At 46.1% G+C, this 15,181-nt stretch carries 11 protein-coding genes; 10 read left to right on the forward strand and 1 reads right to left on the reverse strand.

The annotated features are described in order from the left end of the window. Nucleotides 1-58 precede the first annotated feature (58 nt). From leuS to SCJ97_08270, 3 genes are all read left to right on the forward strand, one after another. Nucleotides 59-2,548 carry a leucine--tRNA ligase gene (leuS, locus tag SCJ97_08260; protein ID MDW7740030.1) on the forward strand — a complete coding sequence of 830 codons (2,490 nt, stop codon included), beginning with the start codon at nt 59-61 and terminating at the stop codon, nt 2,546-2,548. A 156-nt stretch (nt 2,549-2,704) separates the two neighbouring features. Further along, nucleotides 2,705-3,178 (forward strand): Asp23/Gls24 family envelope stress response protein, encoded by a 474-nt coding sequence (locus SCJ97_08265; protein ID MDW7740031.1) that lies wholly within the window; start codon nt 2,705-2,707, stop codon nt 3,176-3,178. A 159-nt stretch (nt 3,179-3,337) separates the two neighbouring features. Further along, on the forward strand, nt 3,338-3,910 hold the full coding sequence (locus SCJ97_08270) for a ComEA family DNA-binding protein (protein MDW7740032.1): 573 nt from the start codon (nt 3,338-3,340) through the stop codon (nt 3,908-3,910). A gap of 1 nt (nt 3,911) precedes the next feature. On the opposite strand, the gene SCJ97_08275 is transcribed toward SCJ97_08270, so the two are convergent. Further along, nucleotides 3,912-5,159, reverse strand: coding sequence for an adenosylhomocysteinase (locus tag SCJ97_08275; GenBank protein MDW7740033.1), 1,248 nt, complete (start codon nt 5,157-5,159; stop codon nt 3,912-3,914). Between the two features lie 342 nt (nt 5,160-5,501). Here SCJ97_08275 and SCJ97_08280 point away from each other — a divergent pair, with 342 nt between their 5' ends. The 7 genes from SCJ97_08280 to SCJ97_08310 all read left to right on the forward strand — a co-directional run bounded on the left by SCJ97_08280 (nt 5,502) and on the right by SCJ97_08310 (nt 15,162). After that, on the forward strand, nt 5,502-6,617 hold the full coding sequence (locus tag SCJ97_08280) for a BMP family ABC transporter substrate-binding protein (protein ID MDW7740034.1): 1,116 nt from the start codon (nt 5,502-5,504) through the stop codon (nt 6,615-6,617). A gap of 122 nt (nt 6,618-6,739) precedes the next feature. Further along, the gene (locus SCJ97_08285; GenBank protein MDW7740035.1) at nt 6,740-8,245 is read left to right on the forward strand and encodes an ABC transporter ATP-binding protein; all 1,506 of its coding nucleotides are present in this window, start codon (nt 6,740-6,742) and stop codon (nt 8,243-8,245) included. A gap of 32 nt (nt 8,246-8,277) precedes the next feature. After that, nucleotides 8,278-9,357 (forward strand): ABC transporter permease, encoded by a 1,080-nt coding sequence (locus SCJ97_08290; GenBank protein MDW7740036.1) that lies wholly within the window; start codon nt 8,278-8,280, stop codon nt 9,355-9,357. 1 nt (nt 9,358) lies between these two features. Beyond that, nucleotides 9,359-10,306, forward strand: coding sequence for an ABC transporter permease (locus tag SCJ97_08295; GenBank protein ID MDW7740037.1), 948 nt, complete (start codon nt 9,359-9,361; stop codon nt 10,304-10,306). Nucleotides 10,307-10,339: 33 nt separating this feature from the next. Continuing rightward, a complete protein-coding gene (locus SCJ97_08300) occupies nt 10,340-11,653 on the forward strand; it encodes a pyrimidine-nucleoside phosphorylase (GenBank protein MDW7740038.1) in 1,314 nt (437 codons plus the stop codon). Nucleotides 11,654-11,680: 27 nt separating this feature from the next. Next, nucleotides 11,681-12,316: a deoxyribose-phosphate aldolase gene (gene deoC, locus SCJ97_08305; GenBank protein MDW7740039.1), complete on the forward strand. Its 636-nt coding sequence runs from the start codon at nt 11,681-11,683 to the stop codon at nt 12,314-12,316. 101 nt (nt 12,317-12,417) lie between these two features. Further along, nucleotides 12,418-15,162, forward strand: a complete 2,745-nt coding sequence (locus tag SCJ97_08310; protein ID MDW7740040.1) for a UPF0182 family protein — start codon at nt 12,418-12,420, stop codon at nt 15,160-15,162. Nucleotides 15,163-15,181 lie beyond the last annotated feature (19 nt).

Below are 15,181 nucleotides of genomic sequence, written 5' to 3' on the forward strand. Positions count from 1 at the left end.
CCGCGGGTATAAATCCGTCCCTTGACCGGGCGGATTTTTTATTTTCAAAAAGGAAGGAATGATTTGGGTGACAGCTAACTATAATCCAGCCGAAATCGAGGAACGGTGGCAAAATATTTGGGACAGCGAAGACGCCTACAGGTCTGAAATAGATGCAGCCAGGACGAAATACTATGTGTTGGAGATGTTTCCCTATCCTTCCGGAAAACTGCATATGGGGCACATGCGAGTTTATTCAATTGGTGATGTCCTGGCCCGGTTTTTGAGAATGCGCGGTTTGAACGTGATTCATCCCATGGGATGGGATGCTTTTGGCTTACCGGCAGAAAATGCCGCCATTGAGCATAAGGTGAATCCTGCGCAGTGGACAGCCCAGAATATTGAGCATATGAAAATGCAGCAGAACCGCCTGGGAGTCAGTTATGACTGGAGCAGGGAGGTAAATACTTCCGCCCCTGATTATTATCGCTGGTCTCAGTGGCTATTTCTTTTAATGCACAAGAGAAACCTTGCTTATAAAAAGAAAGCAAGCGTAAACTGGTGCAATAATTGCGAAACAGTTTTGGCCAATGAGCAGGTTGAAAAGGGCTTATGCTGGCGCTGTTCTTCAGTAGTTGAAACCAGGGAACTTGAGCAGTGGTTTTTAAGGATAACCGAATATGCTGAAAGGCTTTTACGCGATCTTGATCGGCTTGAAGACTGGCCGGAAAGGGTAAAAGTTATGCAGCAAAATTGGATCGGCCGCAGTAAAGGAGCGGAAATTGTATTTAGGGTTAAAGAATTTCCAGGTGAAGAAATCCGGACGTTTACTACCAGGCCCGATACTCTTTTTGGCGTAACTTACATGGTTTTAGCGCCTGAACACCCCCTGGTCAAACTACTCGTTGAAGGAACCGACCGGGAAAAGGAAGTTCTCGAGTTTGTTTCAAAGGTCAGACAGGAAAGCGAAATTGAACGTACTGCCGAAGAAGCACCGAAGATCGGTCTTTTTACCGGCCGACATGCTGTAAATCCCATTAATCATGAAGAAGTGCCTATCCTGGTTGGGAACTATGTTTTGATGGCTTATGGAACCGGAGCAGTTATGGGTGTGCCGGCCCATGATCAAAGAGACTTTTTATTTGCCAGAAAACATGATCTACCGATCAGGATTGTCATTCAGCCTGCAGGAGAAGAGCTTGACGGAGATACCATGCGGGAAGCGTACACCGGTGAAGGTAACATGGTTAATTCCGGCAATTTCGATAACCTCGATAATACAGAGGGAATAATAAAAGTTACCGAATTTCTGGAACAGAAGAATGCCGGATGTTTCCAGGTAACCTACAGGCTTCGGGATTGGCTGATTTCCAGACAGCGTTACTGGGGAGCGCCAATTCCGGTAATCTATTGTGATCATTGTGGTCCTCAGCCTGTGCCCGAGTCCGAACTTCCGGTTTCTTTGCCCATGGAAGTTGAACTCTCCGGTAACCGGGTGCCCAGCCTGGCCCAATACCCCGATTTTGTAAATACAACCTGTCCCTCCTGCGGGGGCAATGCCCGGCGGGAAACTGATACGATGGATACCTTTATCTGCTCATCATGGTATTTTCTTCGATATACCAGCCCGGATTGTATGGATGCGCCCTTTGACGTAAAAGCCGCTGAATACTGGATGCCGGTTGATCAATATATTGGCGGGATCGAACATGCTGTTTTACATCTTCTCTATGCCCGGTTTTTTACCAAAGTTCTCTATGATACAGGTTTAATAAAAGTCCAGGAACCTTTCAGCAGGCTTTTGGCACAGGGGATGGTATACAAAGACGGGGCTAAAATGTCAAAATCCAAGGGCAATGTAGTTACGCCTGATGAAATTGTTGAAAAATACGGTGCAGATACAGGAAGGCTTTTCATCCTTTTCGCTGCTCCTCCTGAAAAAGATCTCGATTGGAGCGACCAGGGGGTGGAGGGATGCCATAGGTTTCTACGGCGGGTTTGGAGGCTTGTAGAAGAGTGCAGGGACCAGTTTGCTTCCGGATCCGGATTTGCTTTAAACGGTGAAAGTGAACAGGAACTTGAACGCGTCCTGCACGGAACAATAAAAAAGGTCACCCATGATATAGGAGAGAGGTTTAACTTTAATACGGCAATCAGCTCTATTATGGAGTTGGTTAATGCTATATATGCTTATCGCCAATCGGCGAAGCTTTCAGAACAGAATTATACTTTGCTTAAGGAAACGCTGGGAAAAATGATTCTTTTGCTTGCTCCTTTTGCACCTCATCTGGCTGAAGAAGTGTGGCATCGGCTCGGTAACGGGGAAAGTGTTCACAAGGCTCAGTGGCCCGATTTTGATCCGGGGAAATTAGTTGTTGATGAAGTTGAAGTTGTCATTCAGATTAATGGTAAGGTCCGGGGCAGGGTTACTGTGCCAGCCGATATTTCTCAAGAAGATCTGATCGAGACAGCCCGGTTAAACGAAAAAATCGGATCCCTGCTGAAAGGAAAAGAGGTTGTTAAGGTTATTGCGATTCCAGGCCGGCTTGTTAATATCGTGATCCGCTGAGGTTGAGCAATTCTTGACAGCAAAATATTCAAAATATATAATATAATAAAGAATACAATAGGATCTAATGCACTTAATAATTTGTTCAGTCTTTATTGCGAAGCAGCCGGTAATACAATTCCCGGCTTTTATCATCTTAAAAAGGAGGATATTCTGATGAGCAAACAGGAAAAACCAGACAAGAAGGATGTAATAGGCGCTGAAGAAGCTGTACTCATGCCTGACTCAACCAAGGGAGGAGACAGCATCCGGATTTCGTCGGAAGTAGTAGCTGTAATTGTCGGTATCGTCTCCAGCGATATTCCCGGTATTGCCGGTATGAGTGGTGGCTTGGTCGGCGGCATAGCTGAAAAACTGGGTAAACGAGATCTAACCAGAGGCGTTAAGGTTCAGGTTAATGAAGACAGGGTAACCATTGATTTAAATGTTATAGTTGAGTACGGTATGTCAATTGTTGATTCAACCGACAAGCTGAAAAAGGAAATCCGGTGTAGCGTTGAAAAAACAACCGGCTTGAAAGTTGAAGCAATTAATATCAATGTACTCGGGATTAATATCCCGGAGGAAGAAGAAAAGGAAGAAGTTAAAAAAGAGAAAAAAGAAAAAAAAGCTGCTGATCTGAAAGAGTAATAAATTAAGGTAAAATATTAAGCTAAGAGGCCCACCAGGATTAATATCCTGGTGGGCCTCTTAGCAGGGGATAACGAAGAAAAAGCGAATTTAATATTAAATCTGTTTCAAGTTAGAGTTAGAATCATGGATTGATGGTTTTCGGGGGTTATTCAAAAGTTGGTTGATAAGATAGGTTTCAGGGAAAAAGTTGTTTTAATTGCAATAGTCTTATTGCTGTTGTCTGGCGGAGTCTGGCGCGCTGCAGAATTTTCGAAGCCCCGTTCAGGCTTGATAACAGCTGGTATGGGAAATACACCAACAGTTGAAGATTTTGAGCCGGAACTGATCACGGTTCACCTGGTCGGAGCAGCCGTAAATCCCGGAGTATACCACCTCCCTGCCGGTTCGAGGGTTTACGAATTGTTAGACTTAAGCGGTGGTTTTCGCCCGGAAGCCGACAGGGAAGCCCTTAACCTGGCCAGGCCTCTGCTGGATGGTGAGCAGATTTATATACCACTGATCGGAGAGGTCTCTCAAAGAGCATCCGGGGAAATGTCAAAGATAAACATTAATCAGGCTACAGCAGCGGAATTAACAGCCCTGCCCGGTATCGGTGAAGTTAGAGCTGAACAAATTGTTGCCCACCGTGAAAGTAACGGTTTTTTCACTGATATAACAGAAATAATGGATGTTAGTGGTATCGGTGAAGCGACCTTCAATAACCTGGCCGATCGTATAACAATCTACTGAATCATTCAAACTGCCATGATTTGAGATATTCTTCCTGGCTGCAGTTCAAAACATCAATGCTGATTCCCATAGAGTTTAACTTGATATCTGCAGTTTGTCTATCGATTTCGTCTGGTAATTTCACAACCTTATTTGGAAGTTCCTTACCTTTTTTGAGCAGGTACTCCATGGCTGCAAACTGAATTGCAAACGAAAGATCCATAATTTCTGCTGGATGGCCGTCTGCCGCAGCAAGGTTTACCAACCGTCCCTCTCCAATCAAGTAGATTCTTCTTCCATCTTCCATCAGGTATTCATCAATATTATGCCTCGGCTGGCCGTTTAATTTGCCGGCTTTCAGCAAAGCCTCTTTGTCTACTTCAACATCAAAATGTCCGGCATTACTGAGAATTGCTCCATCTTTTAGAAAGGGTATATGGTCGCCAGAAATTACCTGCTTGCACCCTGTTGTGGTTACAAATATATCTCCAAGAGCTGCTGCTTCCTTCATCGGCATTACCCGGAATCCTTCTATGGCCGCTTCAAGGGCATGGACTGGCTCTACCTCGGTGATAATTACATTGGCTCCAAGTCCGGCCGCGCGCATGGCCACACCCCTGCCACACCAGCCGAAACCTGAAACCACGACTGTTTTACCTGCGATTAATAAATTTGTGGTTCGCATTATGCCATCCCAGACCGACTGCCCAGTTCCGTAGCGGTTATCGAAGAGGTATTTGCACATTGCATCGTTGACGGCAATCATCGGGAATGTCAGCTTACCCGCATCGGCCATAGCCCGCAACCGGATCAAGCCGGTAGTAGTCTCTTCCGCTCCACCGATCACATTTCCGAGCAGGTCAGGTCGATCCCTGTGAAGCATAGTGACCAGGTCTCCCCCGTCGTCGATGATTAGGTGCGGTCCTGTGTCGATCGTTTTACTGATGTGTTCTTTATATTCACTGGAGGTAGCATTATGCCAGGCATGAACTTCCAGGCCATCTTCGACTAGGGCGGCAGCAATTGCATCCTGGGTTGAGAGGGGATTGCTGCCGGTAATAACAACTTCGGCTCCGCACTCACGGAATGCTTTGGCCATGTAGGCCGACTTGGCTTCCAAATGAATACAAATGGCCATTTTTATACCTTTGAAAGGTTTACCAGCCCTGTTTTTTTCAATCAGGGTGTTAAGAACCGGCATATGCCTGCTGACCCAATCGATACGCCTGTGGCCTTCCGGGGCCAGCGTTATATCCCTTATACTGCTCATCTGAATTGGTCACTCCCTTGAAGGTAAATATATTGAATAATAAATCACAATTTGTTAATTGTCTAATTCTATTTTCCTTATTTAAGTCCTCCCGGTAAACAAATTTTAGTCTTTATAAAAATTTATTAAACCAATGAAAATTAAGGACATTGTGAAGGAATTAATTGCTTTTTGAAGAACTAATCCTAATGAATGATCAGAATGCAATAATTATACGAAACCTTAGGCAAATACCTGGTTTTGAATAATTTCGGAGAGGGGGAATAGTTAGAAACTAAACATTTCAGTGGTGTGAGTTTATATGTGACAGACATTTTTTATAAGAAAAAAGAGGAGGTTTTAATTGTGAAGAAGTGGCTGGCATTACTTTTGGTGTTTCTGTTTATTTTTGCCGTCATCGGCTGCGGAACTGCGGAAGAACCACCGGAAGTTGATGATGGAGATGATGCCGTTGATGAAGAACCGGCTTCCGATCTCAAAGTCGGGATGGTTACAGATGCGGGAACTATCGACGATAAATCATTTAACCAGGGGACCTGGGAAGGTGTTTTACTTGCTGCCAGTGATTTTGGACTGGAAACCAGGTATTTGCAACCCGGAGGGACTACCGAAGCCGACTATATAACTGAAATCAGCAACCTGGTTGATGCCGGTTTCCTCTTTGTTGTATGCCCCGGATTTAAATTTGAAACAGCAATATATGATGTTCAAACCAGATATCCGCAGGCCAAGTTTGTGATTCTCGATGGCTATCCACATGCCGGTGATTGGGTGCCGGATGTACAAGAGAACGTGGTTTCCATTTTCTTTGCCGAGCATGAAGCTGGTTTTCTTGGTGGGTTAGCTGCTGCATTGCAGCTTCAGGAAGGTGAGGTAGGATTCATTGGTGGCATGGAGATACCGGCTGTCCAGAAATTTAACTGGGGTTTCCAGCAGGGTGTTTTATATGCCAATGAGAATTACGATACCAATGTTGTAATGCGCGCGGAAAACTTTATCTACGAAGGAACCTTTGATAACGTGGCCGGTGGTCAACAGTTGGCTGCAGCCATGTATGACAAGGGTGTGGATGCAATATTTGCTGCTGCCGGTGGAGTCGGGATCGGGGCAATAAACGAGGCAAAGGCAAGGGCTGCAACAGGTCAGGAAGTATGGATTATCGGGGTTGACGTTGATCAGTATGCCGACGGTATTTACGAAGGGAACAACTCTATTATATTGACGTCAGCGATGAAAGGAATTGATGTTGCCGCCTACGATATGATCGAAGCTGAACTAAATGGTGAATTCCCCGGTGGCCAGATCATCACTATGGATGCAAAGAATTACGGTATCGGCATTCCCGAGGAAAACCCCAACCTTGATGCTGAAGTAGAAGAACTGGTGTGGCAGGCATTTGCTGCGATGCAGGATGGATCCCTTGTTGTCTCTGATGAACAGGGAGATCTTATCAGATAGTGATTGAATCGATGCATTTGAAAAGGGCGGTATCCCCGCCCTTTTTCTATAAAATTTTCATTGAAAAGTTTGTCAGATTGACCTGACAGGAGCTGGTGCTATTGAACGATAATATAGTTGAAATGCTCGATATACGAAAAGAATTTCCCGGGGTAGTGGCTTGTGATGATATCGATTTTAAGGTGAAGAAAGGCGAGATTCATGCCCTGCTTGGTGAGAATGGTGCCGGCAAATCTACCTTAATGAATATTTTATTTGGTCTTTACCAACCTGATCACGGTTCAATAAGGCTTAGAGGGGATAAAGTAAATATTACCAATCCCAATATTGCCAATAATCTCGGGATAGGAATGGTTCACCAACACTTCAAACTGGTCCACAATTTTACGGTGACTGAAAATATTATCCTGGGCCTGGAGCCGACCAGATTGATGATGATCGATACCCGCCGTGCTTCAGCCCGGATCAGAGAACTATCAGAAAGATATGGCTTAAACGTTGAACCCGATGCAAAAATTGAAGATGTATCTGTGGGTATGCAGCAGCGGGTTGAGATCCTTAAGATGCTTTATCGCGATGCCGAGGTATTGATCTTTGATGAACCAACAGCTGTGTTAACTCCCCAGGAAGTTGGAGAGTTAATGAAGATCATGCGGGGTTTGATCGATGAAGGTAAAACGATAATCCTGATCACTCATAAATTGAAAGAAATTATGAAAATTGCAGATCGCTGCACGGTAATCCGCTGGGGCAAGGTTGTCGGCACAGTTGATGTGGAAGATACAACGGAAGAAAAACTGGCTGAAATGATGGTGGGGCGCAAGGTTTTATTTGAGCTTGATAAAAAAGCGGCCAATCCCAGGGAAGAGATTTTACGTATTGAAAACCTTACGGTTTCCGGAAGCAGCGGCGCTCATGGTTTAAAGAATTTTTCTCTCAGTGTCAGGTGTGGGGAAATCGTCGGTCTTGCCGGGGTTGACGGTAATGGCCAGACTGAGCTGATTGAGGCAATTATCGGGTTGCGCAGGGTAGATTCCGGGAAAATATTTATCCACGGGTTAGATGTAACAGATATGTCAACCAGGGAAAGGATCAATGCGGGTATGGCCCATATCCCGGAGGATCGTCACAAACATGGGCTTATTCTTGAGTACACCGTTCAGGAAAACTTTATTTTGAAAAATTATTTTAAGGAGCCTTTTTCCAAAAAAGGCTTGCTTGATTGGGATTATGTTTACGAGCATGCCAACCGGGTGATCAATGACTTTGATGTCAGATCCGGACAGGGTGCTGAAGCGCTGGCCCGTTCGCTTTCCGGAGGGAACCAGCAGAAAGCAATTCTCGGTCGGGAAATAGACGGTAATCCGGAAATACTGGTTGCTGTCCAACCAACCCGGGGTCTTGATGTCGGAGCTATCGAATATATTCATCAACGCCTGCTGGAACAGCGGGATCAGGGAAAAGCAGTTTTCATGATCTCACTCGAATTGGACGAGATACTGGACCTCTCGGACCGTATAGCGGTGATCTATAACGGTGAACTGGTAGGTATAGTTGATGCAGCCCAAACTGATGAAAATGAAATTGGCTTAATGATGGTCGGTGGGAAGAGAGGTGCTGTTGCTTGAAAACCCGGGTCAGGGTAAAAAAAGATTTCTTGATGTCGCTTTTTGCAGTTATGTTGGGTCTGCTGGCCGGAGCCGGTTTGATGGCTGTAACAGGGAATAACCCTGTTGAAGGCTTCCTGTATCTATTTAGAGGCGGCACGATGAATATAGAGCGGATTGGCAATACCCTTGCTACTGCTACTCCGCTTATTTTTGCCGGCCTTTCAGTTGCCTTTGCATTTAAAACCGGCCTTTTCAATATCGGTGGTGCCGGTCAGATGTTAATAGGCGGGCTTTGTGCAACTGCTATTGGCTTAACATTTGATTGGCCCAAGCCTATCCTGCTGACAGTTATAATTATAGCTTCCCTGATCGGTGGTGGACTCTGGGCGGCCTTACCCGGCTTATTAAAGGCGAAATATAATGTCCATGAAGTTGTTGCCACTATTATGATGAACTGGATAGCATACTGGGCGATCTACTATATTATTCCCCAACATTTTAAAGGGCCATTCCTGGAAACAGAATCGATGCGCATTCCGGCTGCAGCTTCGCTAAAAGTCCCCTGGTTAACTTCTCTTTTCAGCGGGTCTTACATTAACCTGGGGTTTTTTCTGGCCTTGATCTTTATTATCATCATTGCCTTTATTCTGGAAAGAACCACCCTCGGTTTTGAACTTAAAGCTGTCGGTTATAACCGCGATGCTGCGGAAGCAGCCGGGATCAGCGTAAACCGAAATATTATTTTTTCCATGGCAATCGCCGGCGCCCTGGCCGGGTTGGGTGGAGCAACATTTTATGTCGGGTTTGCTAACAACATGCAGATCGGAGTATTGCCGGTGCAGGGTTTTGATGGTATTGCCGTTGCACTCCTCGGTGCGAATGCCCCATGGGGTGTTTTTGCTGCCGCTGTTTTTTTTGGGCTGCTCCATACAGGAAAAGGTTTTATGAGCGCCATGACTGCCATCCCGCCCGAAATATCCGATACTATTATTGCCACGATTATTTATTTTGCCGCAACCAGTGTTTTGATCGAGAGAAATTGGGATAAACTGCTAAAATTAGATTTTAGAAAATTATTTGCAAGGCTCACAGGAAAAAAACTTGAAACCAACACTGGGGGTGAGCAGTGATATGGTTGAACTGATCTATCAGCTATTTCCTTATGCCATAGCCTATACCATACCGCTGCTGATCACTTCCCTTGGCGGGCTATTCAGTGAACGCAGCGGTGTAATTAATATCGGCCTTGAAGGCCTGATGTTGATGGGTATGTTTGTCGGGGCTTATGCAATATCTACAGTTGAGACTGCCAATCCGGGGACTGTGATCTGGATCGGGTTACTCGCGGCAGCCTTTTTTGGGGCAATCTATGCGGTTCTGCATGCCTTTGCCTGTATTACCCTCAATGCCAACCAGGTGATCAGCGGTATAGCGATCAATATGATTGCCAGCGCGGTGACGGTCTATTTAGCCCGAATCCTGACCGGCAGCGGCAATGTCCAAATTATCCGTGGATTGAGCCGCCAGACCATTCCGGTTCTTTCTGAAATACCGGTTCTGGGTCGGCTTCTCTTCACCCAGTCTTATGCCACAACCTGGCTGGTCCTTTTGATCATTGCTTTTGCAACCTTCTTGCTTTATAAAACCCGTTTTGGTTTGCGACTCAGGGCTTGTGGTGAACATCCCCACGCAGCTGATTCTGCCGGGGTAAACGTCTACCTGATGCGTTACATGGCGGTTATGATCTCCGGTGCCTGCGCCGGATTGGGTGGGGCTATCTTTATTGTTACCCTTTCCGGTGAGTTTAACGGGACTGCAGCAGGCCTGGGATTCCTGGCTCTTGCTGCTTTGATTTTCGGACAGTGGAAGCCCTGGGGCATCCTGGGTGCAGCATTTTTCTTCGGCACAGCCTCTACCGTGGCCAATGTTTCACAGGCTATACCGACTTTAGCCCAGATACCGGGCATCTATTTAAAGACTTTTCCCTATGTAGTTACCTTGATCGCTCTCGTTCTCTCCTCGAAATCATCGCAGGCACCGAAGGCGATCGGAGAACCTTATGATAAAGGCAAGAGATAGTTTGTTGAATTTAGTGCGTGGAGATGTGACTTATTGAGAGTATATGATCTTATTCTAAAAAAAAGAAACGGATCTTCCTTAAGCGAAAAAGAGATCAGTTATCTTGTATCGGGATATGTAAATGGAGATATCCCTGATTACCAGATGTCCGCCCTGGCTATGGCCATTTACTTCCAGGATATGACTGAAGAAGAAACTCTGGCGTTGACCCGGGCGATGATCGAATCAGGGGATACAATTAATTTAGATGATATACCGGGTATCAAGGTTGACAAACACAGTACAGGGGGAGTTGGTGATACAACAACCCTGGTTCTGGCTCCGCTCGTTGCTGCTGCCGGAGCGCCGGTGGCTAAACTCTCCGGCCGCGGATTGGGACATACGGGAGGAACGCTCGATAAGCTGGAATCCATTCCGGGATTCAGAACTGAGATGACTGTTTCTCAACTGATCTCGGCGGTGAAAAAGGTCGGTGTTGCTGTAGCCGGACAGACCGGGAATCTAGTTCCTGCCGATAAGATGCTATATGCCCTGCGTGATGTGACCGCCACTGTTGACAGTATGCCCCTGATTGCCAGCAGCATTATGAGTAAAAAACTTGCTGCCGGGGCGGATGCCCTGGTCCTTGATGTTAAAACCGGCGACGGCGCATTTTTAAAAGAAGAGGAAGATGCTTTCGCTCTTGCAGAGCTAATGGTTAGAATTGGACAGGGGGCGGGGAAGAAAACTTTAGCCCTGGTGACTGGTATGGATCAACCGCTGGGTTGGGCTATCGGTAATGCCCTTGAAGTGGAAGAAGCAATTATGACCCTGCGTGGAGAGGGGCCGGCTGATTTGGAGGAACTATGCCTGCAGCTGGGCTGCAGGATGCTTACCCTCGCCGGCAAGGTAAAAGATCCCGATAAGGGATATGTCTTGCTGAAACGGTTAATCGAGAGTGGTGCTGCATTGCAGAAATTTGGGGATTTGATCAAGAGTCAACACGGTAATACTGCAGTTATCAATAATCCTTCTATCCTTCCGGTTACATCGAACAGGATTCCGGTCAAGTCAACTTCACAGGGGTATGTGAAAAAATTGAAAGCGGAAGCAATCGGGATTGCTGCCATGATCCTGGGTGCCGGAAGGGAAACCAAGAAATCTGTCATCGACCCGGCGGTTGGCCTTGTTATGGAAAAGAAAATAGGGGACAGGATTGAAAAAGATGATACCCTGGCTGTTATTCATGCCGCTGAGGACGAAGAAACCGGCGTGATCAGTGAAGTAACTGAGATGATCCTGAGTGCTTATGATATTAGTTCGGAAAAGGCAATGGCACCGGAATTGATCTATGGTGAAGTCGGATAAAGGCAGGTGTTTAATGTGTCTGAAAGTATGGCTGATTATATTGATCATACCCTTCTTAAACCTGAAGCAACGGAAGCAGATATAATTAAGTTATGCAGGGAAGCAATAGAAAACCGGTTCTATGCCGTTTGTATCAACGCTTCTTATGTAAAAACAGCCGCTCTGGAACTGGCAGGAAGTGATGTTAAAGTCAGTGTTGTTGTCGGTTTCCCCCTGGGAGCAACTACAACTGCGGTAAAAGCATTTGAAGCGGAAGAAGCGGTAAACAATGGTGCTGATGAAATTGATATGGTTATCCATATCGGTGCGTTGAAGAGCAGAAACGAACAATATGTACTGAGTGATATTTCTGCTGTTGTAAAAGCGGCAAATGGGAAAATTGTTAAAGTGATCATTGAAACCGGACTGCTGGACGATGAAGAAAAGATTCTGGCCTGCAACCTGGCGAAAGAAGCGGGCGCTAACTTTGTCAAAACATCAACCGGTTTTGGACCGGGCGGGGCAACCATCGCTGATGTTCAGCTAATGCGTGAAACGGTTGGCCCCGGCATCGGTGTTAAAGCTTCGGGAGGTGTCAGGACACCGGAGGATGCCCGAAAGATGATCGAAGCCGGTGCGAGCAGAATTGGCACCAGCTCTGGAGTAAAAATTGCCGGTCAATAGCCTGGGGTTTTGACAAATTGGTTGATTTTAAGCTAAAATTATAGAGAGAATATTCAAGACCGGTGCCAAGCCGGTATTTATTTTTAGGCGGAGGGATTTCAATGCGCAGAAGGTTATTCCTGATAGTTATTGCTGTTATTATTCTGGGATCTATTATTCTGACCGGAACAAATTTTTATCTGGATATGCTCTGGTTCCGTGAACTGGAAGCAGCACAGGTTTTCTGGACTCAATATATCACCCGTTGGGGCATGAGGCTGGGAGCTCTGGTCTTTTTATTTGCCGTCTTTTTTGTAAACCTCATGTTTACCAAGCGCTATATCCTCAGCTTTCCCAACCTGGTGCTCAGGGAAAAGCTGATGGCAACCGGGTTCATGCGATACCTGACTCCAAAACGCCTGACCCTGTACTTTGCCATTGCCTCGGGTATCCTGGCTTACATGTTTTCCGGTTATGTGGGGAACCACTGGATGGATCTTCTGCGCTATTTGAATCATGTGCCTTTCAACATCAGCGACCCGGTATTTGGCGCCGATGCAGCTTTTTATGTGTTTCAACTTCCTTTCTTCCGGTTTATTTACAGTTTTCTGATGATGACCCTGGTTATTTCTTTGGTTATCGTTGCTGCCATATATCTGTTACTTAACCCTCCTTCCCAAGGGAAACAGGGCTGGATGCTTCCACTTACCAGGGGGATAAGCCATCTGGCCGTGCTATTCACCCTGATTTTCAGCCTGAAAGCATGGGATTACAGGCTTAAACAGCTGGAGCTGGTTCTTTCTGAACGAGGGGTTGTTTACGGAGCAGGCTATACCGACATTAATGCCAATTACCCGGTTTTGATGATCCTTATGATCCTTGCCCTGGTTATTGCTCTTATATTTTTTGCAAATATATTTTTACGGCGATACCGGTTATTTATTTATGGTGTCCTGGTTTTAACCGGTGTTTCCCTGCTGGGGGGTTGGGCCTATCCGGCGGCGATCCAGAGTTTCGTGGTCGAACCAAGTGAGTTCAGTTATGAGCGTGAGTACCTGGAGCATAATATTGAGTTTACCAGGAATGCATACGGTATTGATCGTTTCTCATCCCGCCGTTACGATCCTTCAGCCATGCTTAACTGGGATGATCTGCGGGAAAACCCGGGAACAATCAACAATGTTCGTCTCTGGGATTATCGTCCGCTGCTGACAACTTTTAATGAGCTGCAGGCGATCAGGCTTTACTACCGCTTCAACGATGTTGATATCGATCGCTATGTAATTGATGGTGAATACAGGCAGGTTATGATCGCCGCCCGCGAGCTTGATAAAACACGCCTTGCTCCCCAGGCGCAGACCTGGGTTAACCTGCAGCTGCAATACACTCATGGTTACGGGGTGACAATGAGTCCTGTAAATGAAGTTACCACTGAAGGATTACCCCGTTATTTCCTGGGCGATATCCCTCCAACGGGAAATCTGGAACTCGAAAACCCGGCTATATATTTTGGCGAACTGACCAATGACTATGTCATTATCAATACAGCCACACCTGAATTTCACTATGCCACAGCTGGAGATGAAAACGAATTTGTTTACTATGACGGTGAAGCCGGAATACCAATCCAATCGTTCCTTCGCCGTATTTTGTTTGCCTTCAAATTTGGGGAATACAGGATTCTTGTGTCCAATGAGTTGAGCAATGAGAGCCGTGTCCTTTTTGATCGGAATATTCATGACCGGGTTCGGAAACTTGCCCCCTTCCTCCGCTACGACAGTGACCCTTATATAGTAGTTTGTGATGGGCGGTTATTCTGGATCCAGGATGCATATACCGTAACCAGAAGTTTCCCCTATTCAGCGCCTTATGGAGATATAAACTATATTCGCAATTCGGTTAAAGTAGTCGTCGATGCTTATAACGGCAGTGTAGATTACTATGTAATGGATCCTGAAGATCCGTTGGTCCAGACATACAGCCGGATATTCCCCGAATTTTTTAAGCCGATCGAGGAGATGCCTCAAAACCTGATCAGTAATTTACGTTATCCCGAGGATCTGTTCAATGTTCAGTCCCAATTGTTGACCCTCTATCATATTACCGATCCCAACGTATTCTACACCAGGGAAGACCTTTGGGCAGTACCCTTTGAACAGTCCTTCGGGCAGGAACAATTTATGGAGCCCTACTATACTATCCTACAGCTGCCGGGCTACTCGGAGCCAGAATATGTGCTGATTATACCTTTTACGCCTGATCAGCGTAATAACATGATTGCCTGGATGGTTGCCCGCTGTGATCAGCCCAATTATGGTCAGGTGGAAATATTCCTCTTTCCACCGGAAAGAGTTATTCTCGGCCCAAAACAGATCGAAAACCGGATAGATCAGAGCACAGAGATTTCGGAGCAGTTTACCCTTTGGGGGCAGGCCGGTTCAAGAGTAATTCGTGGCAACCTGCTCGTCTTACCGATTAATAATTCCCTGCTCTATGTTGAACCGATATTCCTGGAGGCAGAAAGGGGAGGTTTGCCCGAGCTGGCCAGGGTAATCGTTGTCTATGGTGAGACAGTAGTGATGGAAGACACCCTGGAAAGAGCTCTGATCCGCATATTCGGCGAGATCGATGCCCTCCCGCCGGATCTTGATGATGATGAACAACCTATTGAAGTGCCTGAAGATGAAGTTGAGCCGGGTGAACCAGTTGATCTGGATGATGCTGAGCTGGTAGATCTGATCCGACGAGCCCAGGAAGTATATGATGAGGCAATACTGCGGCAGCAGCAGGGTGACTGGGCAGGTTACGGAGAAAAACTTCAGGAATTCGAGCAGATTTTAAACGAACTGGTGCAGTTAACATTATAAAGACACCCGGAGGAAACCA

This window comes from Bacillota bacterium, from assembly GCA_033549065.1.
Taxonomy (GTDB): Bacteria; Bacillota; Dethiobacteria; order DTU022; family DTU022; genus JAWSUE01.

Coding starts and splice junctions, on each gene's coding strand:
- leuS (MDW7740030.1), top strand. CDS start 59: ATGATTTGGGTGACAGCTAACTATAATCCAGCCGAAATCGAGGAACGG.
- SCJ97_08265 (MDW7740031.1), top strand. CDS start 2,705: ATGAGCAAACAGGAAAAACCAGACAAGAAGGATGTAATAGGCGCTGAA.
- SCJ97_08275 (MDW7740033.1), bottom strand. CDS start 5,159: ATGAGCAGTATAAGGGATATAACGCTGGCCCCGGAAGGCCACAGGCGT.
- SCJ97_08285 (MDW7740035.1), top strand. CDS start 6,740: ATGCTCGATATACGAAAAGAATTTCCCGGGGTAGTGGCTTGTGATGAT.
- SCJ97_08290 (MDW7740036.1), top strand. CDS start 8,278: ATGTCGCTTTTTGCAGTTATGTTGGGTCTGCTGGCCGGAGCCGGTTTG.
- SCJ97_08295 (MDW7740037.1), top strand. CDS start 9,359: ATGGTTGAACTGATCTATCAGCTATTTCCTTATGCCATAGCCTATACC.
- deoC (MDW7740039.1), top strand. CDS start 11,681: ATGGCTGATTATATTGATCATACCCTTCTTAAACCTGAAGCAACGGAA.
- SCJ97_08310 (MDW7740040.1), top strand. CDS start 12,418: ATGCGCAGAAGGTTATTCCTGATAGTTATTGCTGTTATTATTCTGGGA.